The organism is Nocardia sp. NPDC127579 (assembly GCF_042672005.1).
Lineage (GTDB): Bacteria > Actinomycetota > Actinomycetes > Mycobacteriales > Mycobacteriaceae > Nocardia.
Genome location: NZ_JBHXVZ010000006.1, coordinates 292,558 through 315,103, shown reverse-complemented (window position 1 = coordinate 315,103; position 22,546 = coordinate 292,558). Strand labels below are relative to the sequence as shown.

Annotated in this window: 26 protein-coding genes; 15 read left to right on the top strand and 11 right to left on the bottom strand. The window is 69.6% G+C overall.

The genetic code is table 11. From position 1 onward, the window contains the following. Nucleotides 1–89: 89 nt before the first annotated feature. Both ACFVMC_RS22060 and ACFVMC_RS22055 read left to right on the top strand, forming a co-directional pair. A complete protein-coding gene (locus ACFVMC_RS22060) occupies nt 90–755 on the top strand; it encodes a potassium channel family protein (protein ID WP_379212948.1) in 666 nt (221 codons plus the stop codon). Nucleotides 756–757: 2 nt separating this feature from the next. Beyond that, nucleotides 758–1,429: a potassium channel family protein gene (locus ACFVMC_RS22055; protein ID WP_379212947.1), complete on the top strand. Its 672-nt coding sequence runs from the start codon at nt 758–760 to the stop codon at nt 1,427–1,429. Here the strand turns inward: ACFVMC_RS22055 and shbA are convergent. The 3 genes from shbA to ACFVMC_RS22040 form a co-directional block, all read right to left on the bottom strand. After that, nucleotides 1,419–2,000, bottom strand: a complete 582-nt coding sequence (shbA, locus tag ACFVMC_RS22050) for an RNA polymerase sigma factor ShbA (protein ID WP_379212945.1) — start codon at nt 1,998–2,000, stop codon at nt 1,419–1,421. The genes ACFVMC_RS22055 and shbA overlap by 11 nt on opposite strands. A 207-nt stretch (nt 2,001–2,207) precedes the next feature. Further along, on the bottom strand, nt 2,208–2,810 hold the full coding sequence (locus ACFVMC_RS22045) for a DUF3159 domain-containing protein (protein WP_379213278.1): 603 nt from the start codon (nt 2,808–2,810) through the stop codon (nt 2,208–2,210). Nucleotides 2,811–3,006: 196 nt separating this feature from the next. Beyond that, nucleotides 3,007–3,384: an OB-fold nucleic acid binding domain-containing protein gene (locus ACFVMC_RS22040; protein ID WP_194814291.1), complete on the bottom strand. Its 378-nt coding sequence runs from the start codon at nt 3,382–3,384 to the stop codon at nt 3,007–3,009. A gap of 228 nt (nt 3,385–3,612) precedes the next feature. Between ACFVMC_RS22040 and ACFVMC_RS22035 the strand changes: the two genes are divergently transcribed. Further along, nucleotides 3,613–4,278, top strand: a complete 666-nt coding sequence (locus tag ACFVMC_RS22035; protein WP_379212943.1) for an alpha/beta fold hydrolase — start codon at nt 3,613–3,615, stop codon at nt 4,276–4,278. Between the two features lie 19 nt (nt 4,279–4,297). Here the strand turns inward: ACFVMC_RS22035 and ACFVMC_RS22030 are convergent, their stop codons facing one another. Both ACFVMC_RS22030 and dut read right to left on the bottom strand, forming a co-directional pair. Continuing rightward, a complete protein-coding gene (locus tag ACFVMC_RS22030) occupies nt 4,298–5,131 on the bottom strand; it encodes a DUF3710 domain-containing protein (RefSeq protein WP_379213276.1) in 834 nt (277 codons plus the stop codon). 7 nt (nt 5,132–5,138) lie between these two features. Beyond that, nucleotides 5,139–5,615 carry a dUTP diphosphatase gene (gene dut / locus ACFVMC_RS22025; RefSeq protein WP_379212941.1) on the bottom strand — a complete coding sequence of 159 codons (477 nt, stop codon included), beginning with the start codon at nt 5,613–5,615 and terminating at the stop codon, nt 5,139–5,141. Between the two features lie 72 nt (nt 5,616–5,687). Between dut and ACFVMC_RS22020 the strand changes: the two genes are divergently transcribed. After that, the gene (locus ACFVMC_RS22020) at nt 5,688–6,197 is read left to right on the top strand and encodes a DUF3093 domain-containing protein (RefSeq protein ID WP_379212939.1); all 510 of its coding nucleotides are present in this window, start codon (nt 5,688–5,690) and stop codon (nt 6,195–6,197) included. 185 nt (nt 6,198–6,382) lie between these two features. On the opposite strand, the gene ACFVMC_RS22015 is transcribed toward ACFVMC_RS22020, so the two are convergent. Beyond that, entirely contained in the window at nt 6,383–6,685 is a 303-nt protein-coding gene (locus ACFVMC_RS22015; RefSeq protein WP_357298780.1) for a DUF4193 domain-containing protein, read from the bottom strand. Between the two features lie 378 nt (nt 6,686–7,063). Between ACFVMC_RS22015 and cei the strand changes: the two genes are divergently transcribed. Then, complete coding sequence (gene cei, locus ACFVMC_RS22010; protein ID WP_379212937.1) at nt 7,064–7,738, top strand: envelope integrity protein Cei; 675 nt, start codon at nt 7,064–7,066, stop codon at nt 7,736–7,738. Here cei and ACFVMC_RS22005 read toward each other — a convergent pair whose 3' ends face one another. After that, a complete protein-coding gene (locus tag ACFVMC_RS22005) occupies nt 7,739–8,635 on the bottom strand; it encodes an inositol monophosphatase family protein (RefSeq protein ID WP_379213274.1) in 897 nt (298 codons plus the stop codon). Nucleotides 8,636–8,730: 95 nt separating this feature from the next. Here ACFVMC_RS22005 and ppgK point away from each other — a divergent pair, with 95 nt between their 5' ends. From ppgK to ACFVMC_RS21985, 4 genes are all read left to right on the top strand, one after another. Beyond that, a complete protein-coding gene (ppgK, locus tag ACFVMC_RS22000; protein ID WP_379212936.1) occupies nt 8,731–9,489 on the top strand; it encodes a polyphosphate--glucose phosphotransferase in 759 nt (252 codons plus the stop codon). A gap of 187 nt (nt 9,490–9,676) precedes the next feature. Beyond that, a complete protein-coding gene (locus ACFVMC_RS21995; protein WP_379212934.1) occupies nt 9,677–11,038 on the top strand; it encodes an RNA polymerase sigma factor in 1,362 nt (453 codons plus the stop codon). A gap of 196 nt (nt 11,039–11,234) precedes the next feature. Further along, a complete protein-coding gene (locus tag ACFVMC_RS21990; protein WP_379212932.1) occupies nt 11,235–12,449 on the top strand; it encodes an MHYT domain-containing protein in 1,215 nt (404 codons plus the stop codon). 162 nt (nt 12,450–12,611) lie between these two features. Beyond that, complete coding sequence (locus ACFVMC_RS21985) at nt 12,612–13,349, top strand: rhomboid-like protein (protein ID WP_379212931.1); 738 nt, start codon at nt 12,612–12,614, stop codon at nt 13,347–13,349. Here ACFVMC_RS21985 and ACFVMC_RS21980 read toward each other — a convergent pair. Genes ACFVMC_RS21980 through ACFVMC_RS21970 form a run of 3 tightly spaced genes read right to left on the bottom strand, consistent with a single transcriptional unit; the run spans nt 13,346 to nt 15,762 of the window. Beyond that, nucleotides 13,346–14,524: a cation:proton antiporter gene (locus tag ACFVMC_RS21980; protein WP_379212930.1), complete on the bottom strand. Its 1,179-nt coding sequence runs from the start codon at nt 14,522–14,524 to the stop codon at nt 13,346–13,348. The two genes, ACFVMC_RS21985 and ACFVMC_RS21980, sit on opposite strands and share 4 nt — an antisense overlap. A 3-nt stretch (nt 14,525–14,527) precedes the next feature. After that, nucleotides 14,528–15,010, bottom strand: a complete 483-nt coding sequence (locus ACFVMC_RS21975) for a cation:proton antiporter regulatory subunit (RefSeq protein ID WP_379212929.1) — start codon at nt 15,008–15,010, stop codon at nt 14,528–14,530. Nucleotides 15,011–15,066: 56 nt separating this feature from the next. After that, on the bottom strand, nt 15,067–15,762 hold the full coding sequence (locus ACFVMC_RS21970; protein WP_379212927.1) for a GAP family protein: 696 nt from the start codon (nt 15,760–15,762) through the stop codon (nt 15,067–15,069). Between the two features lie 109 nt (nt 15,763–15,871). Between ACFVMC_RS21970 and ACFVMC_RS21965 the strand changes: the two genes are divergently transcribed. The 3 genes from ACFVMC_RS21965 (at nt 15,872) to ACFVMC_RS21955 (ending at nt 18,931) form a co-directional block, all read left to right on the top strand. Then, the gene (locus ACFVMC_RS21965) at nt 15,872–17,071 is read left to right on the top strand and encodes a sensor histidine kinase (RefSeq protein ID WP_379212925.1); all 1,200 of its coding nucleotides are present in this window, start codon (nt 15,872–15,874) and stop codon (nt 17,069–17,071) included. A gap of 64 nt (nt 17,072–17,135) precedes the next feature. Continuing rightward, entirely contained in the window at nt 17,136–18,224 is a 1,089-nt protein-coding gene (locus tag ACFVMC_RS21960) for a calcium:proton antiporter (RefSeq protein WP_379212923.1), read from the top strand. A 59-nt stretch (nt 18,225–18,283) separates the two neighbouring features. Next, entirely contained in the window at nt 18,284–18,931 is a 648-nt protein-coding gene (locus tag ACFVMC_RS21955; RefSeq protein ID WP_379212921.1) for a response regulator, read from the top strand. Here the strand turns inward: ACFVMC_RS21955 and ACFVMC_RS21950 are convergent, their stop codons facing one another. Then, nucleotides 18,932–19,291: a DUF952 domain-containing protein gene (locus ACFVMC_RS21950; protein WP_379212919.1), complete on the bottom strand. Its 360-nt coding sequence runs from the start codon at nt 19,289–19,291 to the stop codon at nt 18,932–18,934. It lies immediately after the preceding gene. A gap of 273 nt (nt 19,292–19,564) precedes the next feature. Here ACFVMC_RS21950 and ACFVMC_RS21945 point away from each other — a divergent pair, with 273 nt between their 5' ends. From ACFVMC_RS21945 to ACFVMC_RS21935, 3 genes are all read left to right on the top strand, one after another. Then, the gene (locus ACFVMC_RS21945; RefSeq protein ID WP_033087939.1) at nt 19,565–19,759 is read left to right on the top strand and encodes a hypothetical protein; all 195 of its coding nucleotides are present in this window, start codon (nt 19,565–19,567) and stop codon (nt 19,757–19,759) included. Nucleotides 19,760–19,947: 188 nt separating this feature from the next. Then, nucleotides 19,948–21,912, top strand: a complete 1,965-nt coding sequence (locus tag ACFVMC_RS21940) for a DEAD/DEAH box helicase (RefSeq protein WP_379212917.1) — start codon at nt 19,948–19,950, stop codon at nt 21,910–21,912. Next, nucleotides 21,912–22,457, top strand: coding sequence for a hypothetical protein (locus tag ACFVMC_RS21935; RefSeq protein WP_379212916.1), 546 nt, complete (start codon nt 21,912–21,914; stop codon nt 22,455–22,457). Before ACFVMC_RS21940 ends, ACFVMC_RS21935 begins: the two co-directional genes overlap by 1 nt. The last annotated feature ends 89 nt before the right edge of the window (nt 22,458–22,546 follow it).

The window sequence follows — 22,546 nt, the reverse complement described above, 5'->3', positions numbered from 1 at the left end:
CGTCCCCTCGGCGAGGAGCCGAGGCGAATCGGCGGTACGGTTTGCCGGAAGCAAACCGAAAGCCAGGGTTCCAGGAACGGGGTTGCACGGTGTACGTAGTGATCATGGGGTGTGGCCGCGTCGGCTCGTCGCTGGCGCACGCCCTGGTGCGGGTGGGGCACGAGGTCACGGTGATCGACCGCGATCCCGCCGCTTTCCTGCGGCTGGGTGAGGATTTCCCCGGTGAGCGGGTGGTCGGCGTCGGCTTCGACCGGGATGTACTGACCCGCGCGGGAATCGAGCGCGCCGACGCCTTCGCCGCGGTCTCCTCCGGCGACAACTCCAACATCATCTCCGCGCGCGTCGCCCGCGAGACCTTCGGCATCGAACGCGTGGTGGCCCGCATCTACGACGCCAAACGCGCTGCCGTCTACGAGCGCCTGGGCATCCCGACCATCGCGACCGTGCCGTGGACCACCGACCGGTTCCTGCGCACGCTGATCGGCGATCCCAGCAGCACCAGCTGGCGCGATCCCACGGGCGCGGTGGCGATCACCCAACTGACCCTGCACGAGGACTGGTACGGCCGCACCGTGCGCGATCTGGAGCACGCCGTTCGCGTGCGGGTCGCGTTCATCCTGCGCTTCGGCAACGGTGTGCTGCCCGACAGCAAGACCATCATCCAGGCCGACGACGTGGTCTATGTGGCCGCGACCTCCGGCAGCGTCGGCGAGGCCGTCGCGCTGGCCGGCAAGCCCCCCGCGAGCGAGGACTGATCATGAAGGTGGCCATCGCCGGTGCCGGCGCCGTCGGCCGATCCATCGCCCGGGAGCTGCTGCGCAGCGGTCACCGGGTGATGCTGCTGGAACGCAAGCTCGACCACATCGACCCCGCCGCCATCCCGGACGCGGTGTGGGTGCATGCGGACGCCTGCGAGCTGGCGCTGCTCGAGGACGCGGATCTCGAGACCTATGAGGTCGTCATCGCCGCCACCGGCGACGACAAGGCCAACCTGGTGCACAGTCTGCTCGCCAAGACCGAGTTCGGGGTGCGCCGGGTGGTGGCGCGGGTCAACGATCCGCGCAACGAGTGGCTGTTCGACGAGTCGTGGGGTGTGGACGTGGCGGTCTCCACGCCGCGGCTGCTGGCCTCCCTCGTCGAGGAGGCGGTGTCGGTCGGTGACCTGGTGCGCCTGATGACGCTGCGGCAGGGGCAGGCCAATCTGGTCGAGATCACGCTGCCCGGGGATACCGCGCTGGCGGGCAAGCCGGTGCGCGCGCTCACGCTGCCGCGTGATGCCGCGCTGGTGACCATTCTGCGCGGTGGGCGCGTCATCGTGCCGCAGGGCGACGACCCGTTCGAGGGCGATGACGAACTGCTGTTCGTCACCTCGCTCGAGGCCGAGGAGGATCTGCGGATCGCGCTGGCGCAGCACGGCATCAGGCCTTGACGACGGCGAGTTCCGCGCGCAACTTGTTCAGCGCGCGGTGCTGCATGACGCGCACCACGCCCGGGCTGGTGCCGATGGCCTCGGCGGTCTGAGCGGCGCTCCAGCCGAGCACGATCCGCATCACCAGGACCTCGCGGTGCGCGGGCGCCAGGATCTTCATCAGTTCCCGGGTGGCGGCGCGGCGCTCGGAAGCCAGCGCCCACTCCTCGGGACCGGCGTCGGGGCTGGCCTCCTCGGGCATCTCCGCGGTCGGATACGTCGGATGCAGCTGGGAGCGGCGGAATGCGTCGGCGACCTTGTTGGCCGAGATGCCGTACACGAACGCCAGGAACGACTTGCCCTGATCCCGGTAGCGCGGAACGGATTTCACGGTCGCGATCAGCACCTCCTGCACCACGTCGTCCACGGTGACGTGCAGGTGTGACGTATTGCCCAGTCGCGCACCGCAATACCGGCGGACCAGCGGATGCACCAGGCGCACGATCTCGGACATGGCGCCCTTGTCACCTGCCGCGGCGGCCCCGATCAGCGCGTCGAGTTCGGCGGCGACGCGCTTGCTCTCCGACAACACGGGCCCCCGACCGGAGGTCCCAGGGGCGAAGCCCCGCAGTCTCGGGGGTGTGGGGGTGTCCCCCACAGGGTTTGCGCGTGCGTGCGACTTCGTCGCCGAAATCTTGTGCTCGGTAGGCAACTTCGGGCCTTTCGGTCGTTGCTTTTTCCTTCTGCAACGATCGTCGGCCCAAACGAGGTCAGCGACCAGATACCCCAGGGGTGGGTGCTACCCCACCTCTGTCCCGGATTTGGCGGCGGGCAGATGACCCGCGCGTCGCACGGCCCAGACGGTGACGGCGAACGCGACCGCGGTCAGCGGCCAGCCCATCGCGATCCGCGCGAAGGCCAGCCAGCCGGTGTGGTCGGTGTCGTAGAGCGAGGACTGCACCAGATAGCGCGCCCCGAAGACCAGCACCCAGGTCGCGGTCGCGATGTCGTAGAGCCGGATCAGCCGGCGATCGGAGCGCCACTCGGTGCCGTGCCCGTTGAGGAAGCCCCAGATGATGCCGACCAGCGGCCAGCGCGCCAGGATCGAGACCAGGAACGCGCCCGCGTACACCAGGCTGGTGTAGATGCCGAAGAGGAAGAAGCCCTTGGCTTCTCCCATCCGGTAGGCGATGAAGGCGCAGATGCCGACGCCGAGGAAACCGGAGATGGCGGGTTGCACGGGGCTGCGGCGGTAGAGCCGCCAAGCCAGGATGGCGCCCGCGACGCCGAGGGCCGACCAGATGGCGGCGGTGAGCCCCCAGATGCTGTTGATCGGCACGAAGACCAGTACCGGCAGGGTGGAGTAGATCAGTCCGCTGAATCCGCCCATCTGCTCGAGCATGGTCTGCTCGCGGGGCTCTTCGTCGGTGGCGGGACCCACGCCCGGATGCGGCGCGCGCAGATCGTCCTGGATCTCGCGCAGCTCGGCATCGAATACGCCGTGCAGGTCGGATTCGGTGGGAACGTCGAGCGGCTCACGGCGCCCGATCTCGGTCGGCTTGCCCAATTCGGCGCCGTTGTCATTGCTCGGCATCAAGTCAGCTGTTCCCACGCAGTTCGTAGTAGGGGTTGAAGATCACCTTGCGACCGTCCCGGTCGCCGACGCGACCGCGTACCAGTATGCGGCGACCCGGTTCGATACCGGGAATCCGGCGGCGGCCGATCCACACCAGGGTGATGGCGTCGGTGCCGTCGAAGAATTCTGCCTGCACACTAGCGCCCGAGGACTTCGGGCACGCTTCGACACTACGTAGACGGCCGAGCATGGTGGCTTCGTCGCCGCGGCGACACTCCGAGGCTCGACAGGCTCCCGATGCCTCGGCGGTCTCGGCCAGCTCCTCGGCGTCCAGCTGATCGAGATCCTCGGTCAGTCTGCGGCCCAGACGGCGAAAATATCCTGAGGCTGCGGATGGCATTGCACGCTCTCCTGCTACAGCACGCGGCGTGGGTCACACGCCAGCGTGTTTTCCAACGAACGACCGGCTGATGGCCGCACACCGCCACTGTAGGCGCACGGACCGGGCCCCGCTACGCTCGGCCCGGTGTTCGACTCCCCACACCCGTTGGTGCCAGTTCGCCGACCCCTCACCTGGAAGTCCCCAGAACCGACGGCGTTGAAACCTCCCCGCCGGCCCGAGATTGCCGTGGCGTTGCCGGGCACCGGTTCGGACGCCGATTTCGCCCGGCGGAGTTTCGAACCCGCTTGCCGGGAACGTGAACTCGACCTCATCGCGGTGGAACCGGACCCCCGAGGTGTGGTTGCCGGTTATCGTGCCGCGCTGGACGCGGCCGCCGAACGCGGGCCGGTTCTCGCGGCGGGGATCTCACTGGGCGCGGCCGTCGCGCTCGACTGGGCGGCCGCGCATCCCGACCGGGTGACCGGCGTGATCGCCGCGCTCCCGGCCTGGACGGGCGCGGACACCGCCGACTGCCCGGCCGCACGCAGCGCCGCCTACACGGCCGCGCAATTGCGCGCGCACGGGCTGGACGCGGTCATCGCTCAGATGCGCGACGGCAGCCCGGCCTGGCTCGCGGCCGCGCTCACCCAGTCGTGGCGAGCGCAATGGCCGGACCTGCCCCGGGCGTTGCAGGAGGCCGCCGACTACAAGTGGCCCGGCACCGAACGGCTGGCCACCACCGAGGTCCCCACGGTGATCATCACCGCGGTCGACGACCCGGTGCATCCGCTGCCCGTCGCCGAGGAATGGGCGGCACTGCTGCCGCACTCCGCCCTGGCGCGCATCACGCTCGACGAACTCGGCGCCGACCCGTCGATCCTCGGGCACACCGGGCTGTCGGCGTTCGACTGAGCCCGGTGCCCGATCGGGCTCAGTTCAGCCCGAGCTGCTGCATCGCCGACCCTTCGGAACCATGCCGCGGCCCGTCCGGCATCCGCGGCGGGATCACCCCCGGATGGATACCCTGCGCGGCGTTGGCCTGAGCCTGCTGCGCGGCCAACTGCTGCTGCTGTTGCGCCTCGATCTGCGCCTGATGAGCGGCCGCCAGCTGATCGGCCAGCTCCTGCGGCAGTACCACCGGCAGCGGATCGCGCACCGGCAGCGGATCCGTGCCGCGCCGGACCACCGTCTCGCTCATGATCGCGCGGGCCGCCGCCACCAGCGGGGACCGCTCACCGGCCGCGCCACGCGGACCCGCCGCGACCAGCCGCACCATCCAGCGCGGGCCGTCCACCCCGATGAAGCGCAGATCCGCGCCCTCGGTGACGGCCACGACCTCACGCCCCCACGGGCCCTGCTCGACCGAGACCTGCGCGCCGTCCTTGCGCAGCGAGTCCGACAGGTCGGCGGCCACCTCGCGCCACTGCCCCTTGGACTTGGGCGCGGCGTACGCGGCCACGGTGAGCCGCCCGTGCTCGGTGGCCAGGTGCACCGCCTGCGGCGTCCCCTCGGGGGTCATCTCGACCTGAAGCTGACCGCCCGGCGGCACCGGCAGGATGACCGAGCCCAGATCCAGCCGCTGATCGACCACGCCGTCGAGCAGATCCGCGACGGCGTCGTAGTCGTAGGGGCCGCTCTCCGCCGGGCCGCCGGCGTACTCCGCGCCCGTGTCGTCGTAGTCGAGCTCGTCGTATCCGGCGTCGTAGTCGACGTCGTCGTACTCGTCGGACTCGTAGCGGTCCGAGTTCTTCTTTCTGCCGAACATTGCCATCTCACGCCTCCTCGGTGGCGTCGGCCAGCATCGCGTGACCGCCACTCGACCCGTACCCACCCGCGCCACGTGCCGTCTCGTCCAGCGCGTCCACCTCGACGAAATCGACCAGTTCCACCCGCTGCACCAGCAGTTGCGCGATCCGGTCGCCCCGGCGCAGCTCGATCGCGGTCCGCGGATCGTGATTGATCAGGCACACCTTGATCTCGCCCCGGTAGCCCGCGTCGACGGTGCCGGGGGTGTTGACCACCGAAAGTCCGGCCTTGGCAGCCAATCCCGACCGCGGATGGATCAGGCCGACGGTGCCGACCGGTAGCGCGACGGCGACGCCGGTGCCGACCAGCGCTCGCTCCCCCGGTTCCAGAATGACGTCCTGGGTGGTGCACAGGTCCACGCCCGCGTCGCCGTGATGGACGCGCGCGGGCACGGGAATGCCGGGATCCAGCCGCAGCAAGGGAATAGGTGAAAGTGCGCTCACGGTCCAGAGCCTACGCGCAGCCGCGAAAGCGCCGTGACTTAGTGTTGAGTCGTGTCGGACCAGCCCAGCCCCGTGACGGACCACGAAAACCAGACCGCCCACGCCTACACCGAGCGCCTGTGGGTGCCGCTGTGGTGGTGGCCGGTCGCGCTCGGTATCGCGGGCCTGCTGGCGGCCGAGATCCACATGGGCGCACCGGGTCTGCGGGCCTGGCTGCCGTATCTGCTGATGCTGCCGATCCCGGTGTGGGTGCTGCTGTGGCTGAGTCGCCATCGCGTCGAGGTGACCCGGGACGCGTCGGGCACGCCGGAACTGCGCGCCGATCGCGCGCATCTGCCGGTGAACTTCGTGGCCCGGGCGGCGATCGTGCCCAAGACCGCCAAGAGCGCGGCGCTCGGGCGTCAGCTCGATCCCGCCGCGTATGTGCAGCACCGGGCCTGGGTCGGTCCGCTGGTGCTGCTGGTGCTGGACGACCCGGATGACCCCACGCCCTACTGGCTGGTCAGTACTCGTCGTCCAGAGAAGGTCCTAGCCGCGCTCGGCCTGATGAGCTCAGCGGCCGGAGGCGGTAGCGCAGCGTGACCACGCAGGCCGTAGTGAATCAGGCCGATATGCACCGCCTGATGAGCTCAGCGGCCGGAGGCGGTAGCGCAGCGTGACCACGCAGGCCGTAGTGAATCAGGCCGATATGCACCGCCTGCCGAGCGCGGGCTGACAGAAGTCGCCTCGGCCGGGCACGTGTTCGCCCGGCCGCCGCAGTGAGTCGTTCAGGCGGCGCAATCCATGCAGATCAATTGCCCGCCGGCCTCGCTGGCCAGTCTGCTTCGGTGGTGTACCAGGAAACAGCTGGAGCAGGTGAACTCGTCGGCCTGCTTCGGGATCACCCGAACGGTCAGCACTTCCTCGGACAGGTCCGCGCCGGGAAGCTCGAACGACTCCGCGGTATCGGATTCGTCGATATCCACGACGGCGGACTGTGCCTCGTTACGACGAGCCTTCAGCTCCTCCAGCGAATCCTCCGACACGTCGTCGGTCTCGGTGCGCCTCGGTGCGTCATAGTCGGTTGCCATGTCGTCTTCCCCTCGTCCTTACTCCGTATATCCCGGACCGGCTCGCGCTACACCGATTCCTCGCCGGAACCGAGGTGGCGTGCGCCGCCCCGCCGGTGGTGCACATCACACGTGCACCGGTGCTCTATCAGGGCGGATCGTGGTAGATCCACCAGGGACAGCGCTCGGTAAACGCAGGACATGCCCTACTTGTTCCCGCGACCGACCACCGAATTCCGCCGTGGCGATTCGATCTGGGCCGCCAGACAATAGCGGACCCCAGGGCAAAAAGCGCAATCAAAACACAGACGATTCGAAATCGAGGGCCAATCGACACCTCGCTACGAACTCGCCGAGACCTTGCGCACCGGAGTCGAAACCTTTTCGTAGAGTGTCCACGTGGTTTCACTGATCACCGAAGGCAGCCCCACCGATTCCCAGGGTCGTCCCTGGATCCGTCGGCGCCCGCGGCCCTGGCTCATCCTACTCGGCGTGATGACGCTGATCTGCGCGATCGTGTGGATCAAGGCGTTGACCACGGCCGACAACAGCGGCGCCGCGATGGCGTGCAACTCGCCCAGCCCCGCCACCGGCAACAGCACGGTGGCCGCCGCGCCGCTCGGGCAGCGGGTCGGGGCCGGACGGTTGCAGGACGTGGAACCGGCGGCACTGTCGGCCAGCAAGGTGCGCGTACTGAACGCGAACAACCAGCGCGGGCAGGCAGGTCACATCGCCTCTCAGCTCGGTGACCTCGGGTTCGCCAGTGCGCCGGGAACGCAATACGGCAACGATCCGGTCTACGTCAACGGCGATCTGGAGTGCACCGGGCAGATCCGTTTCGGCGTCAACGGCCGCCCGGCCGCGGCCTCGGTCCAGCTGGTCGCGCCGTGCGCCGAGCTGATCGAGGACCAGCGCACCGACGACACCGTCGACCTGGTGCTCGGCTCACTGTTCGGCAGCGACCTGCAGCCCGGCAACGACGCCGAGGAGGTGCTGCGGTCGCTGAAGAACCCGGTGCCGGGCAGCTCCATCGACGACGAACTGCTCGGCGCCGCGCGGACGGCCCGCTGCTAGCTAGCGGTCGGGCAGCGACTCCGTCGCGCCGATCTCGGTGAGCAATTTCCCCAGTTCCGCGGCGATCCCGGGCGCGGCGGCGATCACCAGTTCGCCCGCCGCTCCCGGTGCGGTGGCGGCCGGAAGCACAAGGTGTGCGCCGGCTTCGGCGGCGATCAGCGCGCCCGCCGCGAAATCCCAGGCGTTCAGACCGTGCTCGTAGTACGCGTCGACCCGGCCGGCCGCGACATGGCACAGATCCAGCGCCGCCGCGCCGAGGCGGCGGATGTCGCGGACCCGGGGCAGCAGGTCCGCGACCATCGCGGCCTGCCGGGCGCGGCGATCGGTGCCGTAGGCGAAGCCGGTGGCCACCAGCGACAGCGACAGTTCCGTGACGGGCGCGCAGCGCAGATGTTCGACGCCGCCGTCGCCGTCGACCCGCAGGGCGCCGAGCCCGAGCCCCGCGCTGTAGGTCGCGGAGCGCGCGACATCGACGACCGCGCCCGCGAGCGAGCGACCGCCGCGCATGGCGGCCACCGACACCGCGTAGCCGGGCAGGCCGTAGAGGAAGTTGACGGTGCCGTCGATCGGGTCGACGACCCAGGTGATGGTGTCGGAGTCGACGTCGAGATGGCCGCCGCCCTCTTCGCCGAGGATCGCGTCGCCGGGCCGCTGTTGTGCCAGCAGCTTGCGGATCAGCTCCTCGGTCTCGGTGTCGACGACGGTGACCGGATCGGTGGGGTGTCCCTTGGTGCGCACGGCGTCGTCGGCCGCGGCGGCCGGGCCGAAGACCTCGGGGCGGCGGGCCCGGACGTGGGCGGCGGCGGTCTCGGCGAGATCGACCGCTGTCCGGCGCAATTCGGCGATTTCCTCGGGTGACGGGGTGGGGGAACTCGTGGTTTCGGGCACGTCGTCCATCGCATCACAGATACGCTCCGGTGCGCCGGACGGGCTGCCTTTACTCTTGTCGGGCACTGTCGTCATCTGACCAGCACACGGAACGAGGGGTTGTCATGTCCGCTCGGGGGCACGCGTTCGGTATCGATATCGGTGGCAGCGGCGTCAAGGGCGCCGCGGTGGACTTGGCCACCGGCGAACTGGTGCATGAACGCATCAAGATCGCGACACCGCAGCCCTCCACGCCGCAGGCGGTCGCCGAGACCGCCGCCAAGGTCGTCGCCGAGGCGAACTGGGACGGTCCGGTCGGTGTCACGCTGCCCGCGGTGGTGCTCGACGGCGTCACCCGCACCGCCGCCAATATCGACCGGGCCTGGATCGGCACCGACGCGCGCGCACTGTTCTCCGACGCGCTCGGCGGGCGGGAGGTGACCGTGCTCAACGACGCCGACGCCGCCGGGATGGCCGAGGACTCCTACGGCGCGGCAAAGGATTACGCCGGCCTGGTGCTGCTGCTGACCTTCGGCACCGGTATCGGCTCGGCGCTGATCTATCAGGGCACCCTGGTGCCCAATACCGAACTCGGGCACCTCGAGGTCGGCGGGATGGAGACCGAGCATCGCGCCGCCGCCTCGGTGAAGGACCGCAGGGGCCTGAGCTACGAGCAGTGGGCCGCGGAGGTGTCCACGGTGCTGATCGGCCTGGAGAATCTGTTCTGGCCGAATGTGATCGTGGCCGGCGGCGGGATCAGCCGCGACGCCGATCAGTGGATTCCGTTGCTCACCAACCGAACTCGGGTCGTTCCGGCACATCTGAGAAACACCGCCGGCATCGTCGGGGCCGCCATGGCGGCCGACGCGGGGCTGGTGCCGTAACAGATCTGCGCGTCGCGCGTCCAAGCCGAGGTGAGCATGAGTACCCTGGCAGGATCGTTACAATGGAACGTGCCCGGCGGTAAGCCGAGACACCCCGACCGGCTTTCGCCGGTGAAACCCGACAGACCGCTCCGCCGGATCACCACTCTGGCGTGACGCCGCACGAGACCGTCACGAAAGGGCGTACGTGGTAGCCACGACCCGTCAGACCGCCGACTCGGCCGAAGCCGACTCCGCAGATGTAACCGAAGCCCGGCCGGTCAAGAAGGCTGCCGCCAAGAAGGCTCCGGCCAAGAAGGCCGCCGCGAAGAAGGCCCCTGCCAAGAAGGCCGCCGCGAAGAAGGCCCCCGCCAAGAAGGCAGCCAAGAAGGCCACCTCGCCCGCGGGCGAGCCCGGCGCCGACGAGGCCGTCGAGGACGAGTCGCTCGATCTGGAGGATCTCGACGACCTCGAGGTGTCCGAGGACGACCTCACCGAGGACGCCGAGGAACTGGTCACCGAGACGGCCGAGGAAACCACCGAGGAAGCCGAGGAGCCGACCGCGGCGGACAAGGCCTCCGGCGATTTCGTCTGGGACGAAGAGGAATCCGAGGCGCTGCGCCAGGCGCGCAAGGATGCCGAGCTCACCGCCTCCGCGGATTCGGTGCGCGCGTACCTCAAGCAGATCGGCAAGGTCGCGCTGCTCAACGCCGAGGAGGAGGTCGAGCTCGCCAAGCGGATCGAGGCCGGCCTCTACGCGGCGGAGAAGATGCGCGAGTGGGCCGAGGCCGGAGAGAAGCTGCCCGTCGCCACCCGCCGCGATTTCAACTGGATCATCCGCGACGGCAACCGCGCCAAGAACCATCTGCTCGAGGCCAACCTGCGCTTGGTCGTCTCGCTGGCCAAGCGCTACACCGGCCGCGGCATGGCGTTCCTGGATCTGATCCAGGAGGGCAACCTCGGTCTGATCCGCGCGGTCGAGAAGTTCGATTACACCAAGGGCTACAAGTTCTCCACGTACGCCACCTGGTGGATTCGGCAGGCGATCACCCGCGCCATGGCCGACCAGGCCCGCACCATCCGTATCCCGGTGCACATGGTCGAGGTCATCAACAAGCTCGGCCGCATCCAGCGCGAGCTGCTCCAGGATCTGGGCCGTGAGCCCACGCCGGAGGAGCTGGCCAAGGAAATGGACATCACCCCGGAGAAGGTCCTCGAGATCCAGCAGTACGCCCGCGAGCCGATCTCGCTGGATCAGACCATCGGCGACGAGGGCGACAGCCAGCTCGGCGATTTCATCGAGGATTCCGAGGCGGTCGTCGCGGTGGACGCGGTGAGCTTCACCCTGCTGCAGGATCAACTGCAGTCGGTGTTGGAGACGCTGTCCGAGCGCGAGGCGGGCGTGGTGCGGCTGCGGTTCGGCCTCACCGACGGCCAGCCCCGCACGCTCGACGAGATCGGCCAGGTCTACGGCGTCACCCGTGAGCGTATCCGCCAGATCGAGTCCAAGACCATGAGCAAGCTGCGCCATCCCAGCCGCTCTCAGGTCCTGCGCGACTACCTGGACTGACCCGATTCCCGAAGGGCCCGTCGAGCTTTCGCTCGGCGGGCCCTTCGGCGTGCTGTCAGGTGGGCTGGACAGAGAGTGACTCACAACACGGCGATCGGGTGTTCTTTCACCGTATAAAAACTCCCGCGCTGTCGTATCGTCTGACAGCTACTTGTTTCACTCCAGGGGCGAAATCGCCTCGAACGCCGGGGGTCTCGTGCTCGACATCTCTCATTTCAGCTACGGCTGGATCACCCCGCTGATGGCGTACCTCATGTCCATCCTCGGCTCGCTGCTCGGTCTGCAATGCGCGGTCCGGGCCCGGCAGGAAGGCCAGATCCGGCCGAAGTGGCTGGTCGCGGCCGCTGTGTCGATCGGCGGCGCGGGCATCTGGGTCATGCATTTCATCGCGATGCTGGGCTTTTCCATCGACGGCGCGCAGATCCGCTACAACGTGGGCCTGACCCTGCTCAGCGCGGTAACAGCGATCGCGGTGGTCGGGATCGGGCTGTTCACGGTGATCCGGCCGCAGCCGACCCTGCCCGCGCTGCTCGCCGGCGGCGCCATCACCGGTCTCGGTGTGGCGGCCATGCACTACACCGGCATGTACGCCATGAAATCGGACGCGCAACTCAGCTACGACCTGCCGCTCGTCGCGCTGTCGGTGCTGATCGCCGTGGTGGCGGCGACGGTGGCGCTCTGGTTCGCGTTGCGCGTCAACGGGATCGGCGCGACCATCGCGGCGGCGGCGATCATGGGCGTGGCGATCTCCGGCATGCACTACACCGGCATGTCCGCGCTGCGTGCCCACCACACCGGTCACGCCGCCACCCCCTCGGGCACCGACCCGGCACAGCTGCTGGCGCCGTTGCTCCTGGGGATCAGCGTCGCCACCATGCTGCTGCTGATCGGCGTCACCCTGACCGCCGTCGAGGACAAGATCGTCGACCTGCCGCGTCTGCGCGGCCTGCGCCGCGGCACCGAAGCGGCGGCGGAGTCGAATCCCGAACGGCCCCAACCCGACTCGTCGAGTCTGGGAGCGCGCTGGTCCACGCGGGCCGACGACTCGCGGCTCCGCTCGCCACTGGCGTCCACGGACCTCGGCTCCCGCCGCGCTGCGCCGACACCACCCGAATCCGCGGCCACCGGCACCTCGGCACGCTGGGCTGTCCCCGCACCGCACGAATCCGCGGACGCCGGCAACTCGGCACGCTGGGCCGCACCTACACCGCACGAATCCGCGGCCACCACCACCGGGGCGCATCGTCCGCCGACGGAGACCGGCTGGACGCCCCCCGAGCCCGGTGCCCGCCCCCGTTCCCCCTTGCTCCCCCTCACCGGTTCGCACGCCCGCCAAGCGCTGGCCCGCGCCGACCGCCGCCGCTTGCTCACCCGGGAAGCCCGCGCCAACGAAGAACCGCAGCAGGACTGACGCCACCATCCCTGGCCCACAGCTGGACTGACGCTGCCGTCCCGGCTCACAGCTGGACTGACGCCGCGGTCCCGGCCCGCGGCAGGACTGACGCCACCGTCCCGGCCAACGGTCGGGCGCGTCGCCCGCCGCCGATTCGCGGTCGCACGGCACACTTCCCGTGTGGCCTCCTCCGTCGACGACCGGTGCTACACCCCGCCATGGACGCGCACCATCGCGCTGCGCGAGGTAGTGCGGGAAGCGTGGGCCTGGCTGCGCGCGCCGCGCCTGCTGCTCCGTATCGTCCCGGCATTGCGGTCGCATCTGGGGCAGGCGCCCGCCAGCACGGCGTACGCGTTCACACTGTTCGTCACCTGGTGGACGCTGCGGGGGCTCTCGCCGGCGGCCGACCGCCACCTGATCCTGTCGGCGTCGACCAATCTGCACAATATGCGCCACAATCCGGTGCAGGTGCTGATCGCGTCGGCGTTCTGGACCGAAGGCGGATTTCCGTGGCTCCCCATCGCGGGCTTCCTGTCACTCATGGCGCTGGCCGAGCGCTGGCTCGGCACCGGGCGCTGGATCCTGCTGTTCGCCACCGGTCACATCGGCGCGACGCTGCTGACCGTGTTCGGTATCGCCCGCGCGATCGACGACGGCGTGATCCCGTTGCGGGTCGCCTTCGCCCCCGATGTCGGCACCAGCTACGGATTCACCGCCGTGGCGGCGGCCTTCGCGTTCCGGTTCCGCGGTGGGGTGCGCGGGGCCTGGGCGGGGCTGCTGCTGACGACGCTCGTCGCGGCCTGTGTCACACAGCGCACCTACACCGACTACGGCCACCTGTGCGCGGGATTGATCGGCCTGCTCGCCGGGACCACCGCCACCGTGTTCTGGACCCGAATCCACCAGCGGCGCGGCTAACCCGGCGCGGGCCGGGCCCGCCGCAGCACCCACTCCGCGGCCGGTTCGACCACCCGCGCCGCCACCGGTCCGAGTACCGCCATCAGCAGCACGTAGGTGGAGGCGAGCGCGGCCAGCTCGCCGTCCACCGCGCCCATCCCGACCGCCAATCCCGCGATCACGATGGAGAATTCGCCCCGCGCGACCAGCGCGGCACCCGCCCGGGCCCGGCCCATCCGGGCGATGCCCTGACGTCCGGCCGCCCACCAGCCGGTCGCCACCTTGGTCGCCACCGTCACCGCGGCGAGGGCGACCGCCCAGCCCAGCACCGGTGGTATCGCGGCGGGATCGGTGTTGAGCCCGAAGGCGACGAAGAACATGGCCGCGAACAGATCCCGCAGCGGCTCCAACAGTTTCGCGGCCTGATGCGCCGTGGACCCGGAGATCGCGATCCCGAGCAGGAACGCGCCCACTGCGGCCGACACGTTCAGCGTCGAGGCCGCACCCGCCACCAGCAGGGCCGAGCCGAGGAGTTTGAGCAGGAACACCTCGTTGTCGGGACTGTCCACCAGCGCCGAGACATAGCGGCCGAAACGCAGCGCCACCACGAGCACCACGGTCACCGTCACCAGCGCGACGGCCAGCGCCTTCAGCCCGGCGAACAGGCTCAGCCCGGCCAGCAGGGTGGTCAGGATCGGTAGATACACCGCCATCGCGAGATCCTCGAACACCAGGATCGACAACACCACCGGCGTCTCCCGGTTACCGAGCCGGCCCAGATCGTCGAGCACCTTGGCAATGATCCCCGAGGACGAGATATAGGTGACCCCGCCGAGCGTCACCGCGCCCATCGCGCCCCAGCCGAGCAGCAGCGCGACCGCCACGCCCGGTGTCGCGTTGGCGACCAGGTCGAGCAGCCCCGCCGCCCAGGAGCGGCGCATACCGGTCACCAGTTCGGCTGCCGTGTACTCCAGTCCGAGCAGCAACAACAGCAGTACCACACCGATTTCACCGGCCAGATGACCGAATTCGGCCGCGGCGTCGAGCTCGACGAACCCGCCGTGCCCGAACACCAGCCCGCCCAGCAGATACAGCGGGATCGGCGACATACCGAAATGCACCGCGACTCGCCCCAGCGTCCCCAGGGCGAACAGCACCGCTCCGAGTTCTACCAGCGCGAGCGCGGTAGCGTTCACGGCTCAGCCGTGACTGAGGATCTTCGCGGCCGCGTCCAGGCCGTCGGGGGTGCCGACTACCACGAGCACATCGTCGGCGGTGAAGGTGAAGTCCGGTCCGGGTGAGGGATTGAGCTGTCCCGCGCGCATCACCGCGACGATGGACGCCTTGGTGCGGGTGCGCATACCGGTTTCGCCGAGGGTGCGGCCCGAGTAGGGCGAATCTTCCTCGATCGGCAGCTGCCGGGTGGTGATTCCGGGCAGGTCGCGATGATCTTCTTCGAGCTGCGCGACCAGCTGCGGCGCCCCGAGCAGGTTCGCGAGCACGGCCGCCTCGTCGGTGCTCAGCGGGACCTGGGCCGCGCAGGCGTCCGGGTCGGAGAGTTTGGAGACGATCAGGTCGATGCCGCCATCGCGGTGGTCGACCACACCGATGCGGCGGCCGGAGCGGGCCTGGAAGTCCTTGCGTACCCCGATACCTGGCAGGGCGGTGACGTCGATGTTCACCTCCTCACCCTAACGCTTGCCCGGCCCGCCGCCACGGTTGTCGAAGCCGGGGAAATCTAGGAGCCGAACAGCCCGGGCACCGCGCCGCGGATCAGCAGGATGCCCGCGATCGCCAGCGCCCAGCCGGTCGCGCTGTCGGCGTGCCGGGACAGGAATGCGTCCAGCCGGGCGAGCAGCGGTACGACCCTGGTGTGGAACAGTTCTCGCGCGCCCATCAGCAACAGCGCCGGGACGACCATGACCACGCAGTAGGCGGCGAGCAGGCCGATGGCGGCGAGCGTGGGCAGCTCGCTGGAGACCAGCAGCCCGATGGCGGCCAGATAGGGCAGCATCGTGAACAGCTCCAGCGTCCCCGCGCTCACCGCGAGCACGGCCAGCCCCGTCCCGGAGGACTGCGAGTTCAGCGCGCGGGTCCGCCAGGCGGCGGTGCGATCGGGTTCGCCGCGGGCGCGGCGCTTCTTGGAGTCGAAGCGCCAGGACACCGCGAACACGACGATGCCGAGCACCAGTTGCGGTACCAGCACGATCGGGCTGCGCGCCAGGTCACCGAACCGGTCGAGCGCGGTGCCGGCGACGGTCAGCAGGGCCACCCCGATGACGAAGTAGAAGACCGTGATGGCACCGAGATAGCCGAGCAGGCGACGAGCCGGCGGCCGGTCCGGGGCGAGCAGCAACCAGATGGGCAGCACCAGGGTGCCGATGCTGGTGGAGTCCACCAGGGCCAGGCCGATCAGGGCTGGTATGAGAATCACGGGACGAGCGTCGCGCGGACGGGGCACGCCGAGCGTCGGCCATCGGATCGATCGCGCGTCATCACTTCGGCGGACCCGGATGCCGAACTGGGTGTGCTGTGATGGATCGGTGAAGCAGTGGCACGCGTTGTCGGCGACGACGCAGGACGTGTTGATCGCGCTGCTCATGTTCGTCCTGGGCGCCGTGATGTATCTGTCCGGGATCTATCCGCTGGGCACTGTGGCGCCGCAACCGCCGCTGCCGATCCGGTTCGCGATCTTGACCGTGCTGTGCGCGGCGTCGCTGATCCGACGCCGGCGGCCCGGGATCGCGCTGGCGATCGGCGCGTTCCCACTGGTCGCCGATACGCTGCTCGGGTCGACCATCCCGGTCTGGCTGCTGTATTCCGACCTCGTCTATGCCGCCGTCCTCTACGGCTCGCACCGGCTGTCCCGGGTGAGTGCCGCGACGAGCACGGTGCTGTCGCTGCTGATCGCGGTGGCGGTCTGGATCGGCACCGGCGACTGGCGCGCGTTCGCGATCGCCATGGCCGCCGCGTTCGCTTTCATCGGAACCCCGGTGTGGTGGGCGTTGCAGGTGCGCCAGCACAAGGAGATCGCCGCCGCCGAGCACACGCGCGCGGAGGCGATGACCCTGGTCGCCGAATTGGACCGGCGCGCCGCCATCGCCGACGAGCGCAAGACGATGGCGCGGGATCTGCACGATGTCATCGCGGGTCATCTGTCGGCCATCGCGCTGCAATCGGAGGCCGCGCTGGGCCTGACGGCCGCGGCGGAGCCGGACCCGAAGGTCACCGGCATCCTGGCCTCGATCCGCACCAACAGCGTCAGCGCGCTCCAGGAAATGCGCACCATGATCGGCCTGCTGCGCGACGACGGCGCCGACGAGGACATCGCCGCGCCCCGTACCCTGGCCCAGCTCGCCATCCTGGTCGACGCCGCCCGCGCCGCCGGAATCAGTGTGCGCGTGCGGGATTCGCTGCACGACCGGCCGCTGCCCAGCGCCGTGGACCAGGCCGCCTACCGCATCGTGCAGGAGGCCCTGACCAATGCGATGAAGCACGCGCCCGGCCGGCCGGTGGACATCGAGGTGCGGGCGCACGCCGGGAATGTCGAGCTGACCGTGGGCAATCCGACCACCGGCCCGCGGCCCGGCGAGCCGCTGGACACCTCCGCGCGGCGCGGTCTGATGAACATGCGTGAGCGTGCGATCGCCCTCGGCGGCAGTTTCACCGCGGAACCGGTCGACGGCCGCTGGGAGGTGCGTGCGCTGCTGCCGATCGCGACCACCCGGGCTCCGATCGAATGATTCCGAATGGAATCGATGGCGATCCCGGTCTCTCTGCCCGTGGCGCTGCGAGTTCGCTGGAATCATGGGATGCATGATGCGCGCACTGACCCGGCACTGGACGACCTATGTACCGCTACTGGCCGCCCTGATCTTGGCGATCGCGTGGTTCAGCCATCCTTCGGGACCGGTGGTGCTGGTACTGGTGCTCGCGCTGGCCGGGGCGGTGCTGTCGGCGGTGCAGCATGCCGAGGTGGTCGCGCATCGGGTGGGTGAGCCGTTCGGGTCGCTGGTGCTGGCGGTCGCGGTGACCGTGATCGAGGTCGGTCTGATCCTGACGCTGATGGCCTCCGGCGGGCCGGATGCCTCGTCGTTGGCCCGCGACACCGTGTTCGCGGCGGTGATGATCACCTGCAACGGCATCGTCGGCCTGTCGCTGCTGGTCGGTGCGATTCGCCGCCGGGTAGCGGTGTTCAACGCCGAGGGCACCGGCGCGGCGCTGGCCACGGTCGCGACCCTGGCCACGCTGAGCCTGGTGCTGCCGACCTTCACCACCAGCAAGCCCGGCCCCGAGTTCTCCGGTTCGCAGCTGGCCTTCGCCGCGGTCGCCTCCCTGCTGCTGTACGGGCTGTTCGTCGCGGTGCAGACGATCCGGCACCGTGAGGATTTCCTGCCCGTCGAGAACGCCGACGACGACGAACCGCACGAACCCCCGACCGGCCGGGCGGCCCTGCGGAGCCTGGCCCTGCTGCTGATCGCCCTGATCGGCGTGGTCGGACTGGCCAAGCTGGTCTCGCCCGCGATCGAGACCGGCGTGCACGCGGCGGGTCTGCCCCGGTCCGCGGTCGGTGTGGTCATCGCGCTGCTGGTGCTGCTGCCCGAGACCTTGGCCGCGGTGCGGGTGGCGCGCCGCGACAAGGTCCAGATCAGCCTGAACCTGGCGCTCGGTTCGGCCATGGCCAGCATCGGCCTGACCATTCCGGCCATCGCGCTGGCCAGCATCTGGATCTCCGGACCGCTGACCCTGGGGCTCGGCGCCACCCAGATGGTGCTGCTGGCGCTGACGGTGGTGGTCGGCGCGCTGACCGTGGTGCCGGGCCGGGCCACCCTCCTGCAGGGCGGTGTGCACCTGGTCTTGTTCGCGGCCTTCGTGTTCCTCGCGGTCAGCCCGTAGCCACACCGTCATCAGTTCGGCGGACCCGGACAGCGGGCCCGCTGTGATCTCATGATCCGGTGACGATTCGCGTGCTCATCGCCGACGACCACGGCGCCATCCGCGCCGGGTTACGCATGATCCTCGACAGCGCCGCGGACATCGAGGTCGTCGGTGAGGCGGCCGACGGTGACGTGGCGGTCGCACAGGCGAAGGCGCTGCGCCCGGACGTGGTGCTGATGGATGTGCGCATGCCCGGAGTCGACGGCATCACCGCGACCGAGCGGATCACCGCCGACGGCCTGGCCCGCGTACTCGTACTCACCACCTTCGACCTGGACGAGTACGTCTTCCGGACCCTGCGGGCCGGCGCCTCCGGTTTCGTGCTGAAGTCCACCTCCGGTGCGGCACTGGTGGATTCGGTGCGCGCCGTCGCCGCCGGGGACGGTGTGCTCGCCCCCGAGGTGACCCGGGCGGTGATCGCGGCGTTCGCGTCCTCGGCCGCCGAGCCGCCCGCACCGGCGCCGCACGGGCTGGCCGATCTCACCGAACGCGAGCGCGAGGTGCTGGATTGCCTCGGGGACGGCCTGTCCAACGCGCAGATCGCCGCGCGGCTGTTCATCGGCGAGACGACGGTGAAAACCCATGTCTCGCGGGTGCTTACGAAACTGGGGGTGCGTTCGCGGGTGCAGGCCGCGATCGTGGCCCGCGAAGCCCGCGAGCCCTGATCAGGCCGGCAGCGGCGCGAAGCTGCCGTCCGGGCCGGGCCGGAACTCCTCGACGGCGACGACCGCGGCCACCGGCAGTGGACCGTACAGGTGCGGAAACAGCATCGATTCCGGGTCGCCAGGCACACCGGGCTCCCATTTGATCTCCGCTGCGACCAGGTCCGGATCGATGCGCAGCAGCACCAGATTCCGCTCGCCGCGGTAGAGCCGGTTGGCCGGAAGGTGCGCCTGCCGCGGCGCGGACAGGTGGATGAATCCGGCCTCGTCGAGCGAATCCGGGCGGTACTCTCCGATTTGCCGGGCGTTCGACCAGTCGTTCAGGTCACAAATGTGAACGAGTGTGTGAGTGTCATAGATCACGGGTAATCTCCCGGTAGACAACTGGATAGGCGAGTTCGTGGAGTGAGCGATTCCGTGCGCGGCACCTGAGCCGACCTGTTCGCCTGTAGCGAAATCCCAGGTCATGTTAGGGAAAACACACCGATTCGTTTACGGGAACAAAGCCCCCGTCCCGAACGTCTGACAGAGTAGTCATACCACTGCTGGGAAGTAGCGGTAGCGAGCCCGCGGAGTGACCACGGGCCCCACACCAGGTGAACGGACTGCAGTGCCGGGAGCCAGGACGGAGGAGTCATGCCAGGAACCCTGACAAGCACCCCACTGACCGCGGTCGATCGTTGCGACCGCTGCGGGGCGGCAGCGCGCGTGCGCGCCACCCTTCCCGCAGGTGGAGAGTTGCTCTTCTGCCAGCACCACGCGAACGAGCACATGGATCGCTTGCGTGAGTTGGAAGCCGTGATCGACACGGAGTCCGCTCCCGCCTTGTAAGCGCCGTTCCGACCTTCGCGTCCCGACACAACCGCATCGAACAACAGAACACCGTCTTTTCCGACAGCGGGCGACCCACCGGTCGCCCGCTGTCGGCGTCCCGGAACACTTCGTGTGCCGCACAACACATTGCGAACAAGGGGAACGACCTGTCTTCCACCCAGGCCACCTATCTGCCCGACCGTCACATGTTCGCCCTCTGGACCTGGAGCGGCCGCACCACCGGCCGCCCACCCACCGGAGTCGGTGCGCGCGAGACCCTTTCCCTCGCCGTCCCGGCCGGCGGACTGGACGCGCTCGAGATCGCCGAGGTCGACTGCGCGCTGGTCACCCCGGCCGAACTCGCCGCCCTCGATCTCGGTGATAGCGAACAAGTATCGACCGCGCGCGACGCGGCCGAATTCCCCACCCCCGCCGCCGCGCTGCGCATCTGGCAACGAGCGGTGCACATGATCCAGGCCGCCGACACGTCGCCCACCGCCACCGACCGCACTGCCGCAGGTGCCTCGGGCATCTCGGCCGCCGGACCAGCAGCCCCGCCTACGACCGTACGCACGACCGGCGAGCCGACCGCCTCGGCAGCCGGATCCGCAGCGAACGTGCCCGAGATCGACGCGCCGACCGGCCATGCCTCGGCTGCCACGGAGCTGACGCTGCCGATCGCCGCGCACGCGGTGCCCGATGCCGCGGGCACATCGGTGGTGTCGGCCGAGCGGGCCGTGCGGGTGTTCGGCGAAACACAGGCGGTGACGGCCGAATTGGCGGCGACGCTGACGGCGGAGTTGCGGCCGTATCAGGCGCGGGGCATCGGCTGGCTGCGGGAGACGGTCGACGCATTCGGCGGCGCCGTGCTGGCCGACGAGATGGGGCTGGGCAAGACCGTGCAGACCATCGGGTTCCTGATCGGCCGCGCCGCCGCTGGGCCACAGGTGGTGGTCTGCCCGACCTCGCTGGTCGGCAACTGGGCGCACGAGATCGCCCGGTTCGCGCCCGGGCTGCGGCCGGTGGTGTGGCGTGGCGGCGAGATCGCCCCGGAAGCGGGGACGGTGGTGATCGCCGGATATCCGACCTTGCGGCTGCATGGGCACCAGTTGACCGAGACCTCCTGGACGACGGCGGTATTCGACGAGGCGCAGGCGTTGAAGAACCCGCGCACCCAGGTGTCCAAGGCCGCGCGCGGGCTCACCGCCGCCGCCAAGGTCGCGCTCACCGGCACCCCGGTGGAGAACCATCTCGAGGAGCTGTTCGCGCTGCTGCATCTGGTCGCACCGCAGTTGTTCGCGCATCGCACCCAGTTCCGGCGCAGGTTCGTGCGCCCGATCGAGGCGGGTTCGGCCACCGTCGCGGCCCGGCTGCGCGATGCCATCGAACCCGTGCTGCTGTCCCGCAAGAAGATCCAGGTCGCGGCCACGCTGCCGGCCAAGATCCACACCGATCTGCTCTGCGATCTGACCGCCGAACAGGAGAAGCTCTACGATCAACTGCTCGACCGCGCCATCGATGACGGGTTCGGTGCGGGCGCGCAGCGCCAGACGCGGGTGCTGGCCGCGCTCACCGCGCTCAAACAGGTCTGCAACCATCCGGGCCTGATCACCGGCGACCTCGGTGAACTGGCCGGTCGCTCCGGGAAACTCGATCTGTGCACCGATATCGTGGCCACCAACCTCGACACCGAGTCGCCGACCCTGATCTTCACCCAGTATCGCCAGACCGGTGAGCTCCTGGTCCGGCATCTGGCCGAACAGTTCGGCGTCGAGGCCCCGTTCTTCCACGGCGGCCTGAACCAGGACGAGCGCGCCGCTATCGTCACCGGATTCCAATCCGCCGACGGCCCACCGGTGCTGGTGCTGAGCCTGCGCGCCGCGGGCACCGGCCTCACCCTCACCCGCGCCGCCGACGTCATCCATTTCGATCGCTGGTGGAACCCCGCCGTCGAGGCGCAGGCCTCCGACCGCGTGCATCGGATCGGCCAGACCCGCACCGTCACCGTCACCACACTCACCTCGGGCACCACCGTGGAGGAGCACATCGCGGGCATGCACGACCGCAAGTCCGCCCTCACCGATCTCTCCGACTCCACGGGCATTGCCGCCCTGGCCCGCCTGGACGACGACCAGCTGGTGGAGATCCTGCGCCGGAAGCGAGGAAACTGATGCCCGACAACGAATTCGGTTACACGCCGTGGGGTAAGGACTGGCTCCGACTGGCCGAACCGCTGCGCCAGACCCGACCGGACTCGCTGCTTCCCCGAGCCCGCAGCATCGCCCGCAACAACGGCGTCGACGCCACGATCGAGGGCCGCTCGGTGCGCGCGGCCATCCACCGGGGCGGCCAGGCCTCGGTGACCCATGTCGAGATCGCCCCGCTCACCCGAACCGCGGTCACGGCGATCGCCCAGGTCATACCCGATGCCACGGTCATCACCGACGAGATGCACCGCGCACTTGCAGCCGCTGGGCTGACCCCCACCCCGATATTGGCCGCCACGGACTGCTCCTGCTCGGCCCGCACCCCCCGGTGCGTTCACCTGCTGGCCGCCCTCTACGACCTCACCCGCCGCGTCGACGAACGACCGCGCCTCGCCCTGGAACTACAGGGCTATTTCGAAGCGGCGCACCAAGATCCGGCGACACCGACCGAGTCACCGCGATGGACGCCGCTCAACACCCTGGACCCGGCGACCTACTTCGAGGCGTGAGCCCACGAAATTCGAGCGGTGCTCCGCGCCGCGCGCAGCCCCGCCTCGGTCGGCAAGCCGGCCGCCGGGATCCCGGTCGATCCGCCGTT

Excerpts from the sequence above, each read along its gene's own strand:
- ACFVMC_RS22055 (WP_379212947.1), top strand. The coding sequence starts at position 758 with ATGAAGGTGGCCATCGCCGGTGCCGGCGCCGTCGGCCGATCCATCGCC.
- ACFVMC_RS22045 (WP_379213278.1), bottom strand. The coding sequence starts at position 2,810 with ATGCTCGAGCAGATGGGCGGATTCAGCGGACTGATCTACTCCACCCTG.
- ACFVMC_RS22040 (WP_194814291.1), bottom strand. The coding sequence starts at position 3,384 with ATGCCATCCGCAGCCTCAGGATATTTTCGCCGTCTGGGCCGCAGACTG.
- ACFVMC_RS22030 (WP_379213276.1), bottom strand. The coding sequence starts at position 5,131 with ATGTTCGGCAGAAAGAAGAACTCGGACCGCTACGAGTCCGACGAGTAC.
- ACFVMC_RS22015 (WP_357298780.1), bottom strand. The coding sequence starts at position 6,685 with ATGGCAACCGACTATGACGCACCGAGGCGCACCGAGACCGACGACGTG.
- ACFVMC_RS22005 (WP_379213274.1), bottom strand. The coding sequence starts at position 8,635 with ATGGACGACGTGCCCGAAACCACGAGTTCCCCCACCCCGTCACCCGAG.
- ppgK (WP_379212936.1), top strand. The coding sequence starts at position 8,731 with ATGTCCGCTCGGGGGCACGCGTTCGGTATCGATATCGGTGGCAGCGGC.
- ACFVMC_RS21960 (WP_379212923.1), top strand. The coding sequence starts at position 17,136 with ATGGGATGCATGATGCGCGCACTGACCCGGCACTGGACGACCTATGTA.
- ACFVMC_RS21945 (WP_033087939.1), top strand. The coding sequence starts at position 19,565 with ATGCCAGGAACCCTGACAAGCACCCCACTGACCGCGGTCGATCGTTGC.
- ACFVMC_RS21940 (WP_379212917.1), top strand. The coding sequence starts at position 19,948 with ATGTTCGCCCTCTGGACCTGGAGCGGCCGCACCACCGGCCGCCCACCC.
- ACFVMC_RS21935 (WP_379212916.1), top strand. The coding sequence starts at position 21,912 with ATGCCCGACAACGAATTCGGTTACACGCCGTGGGGTAAGGACTGGCTC.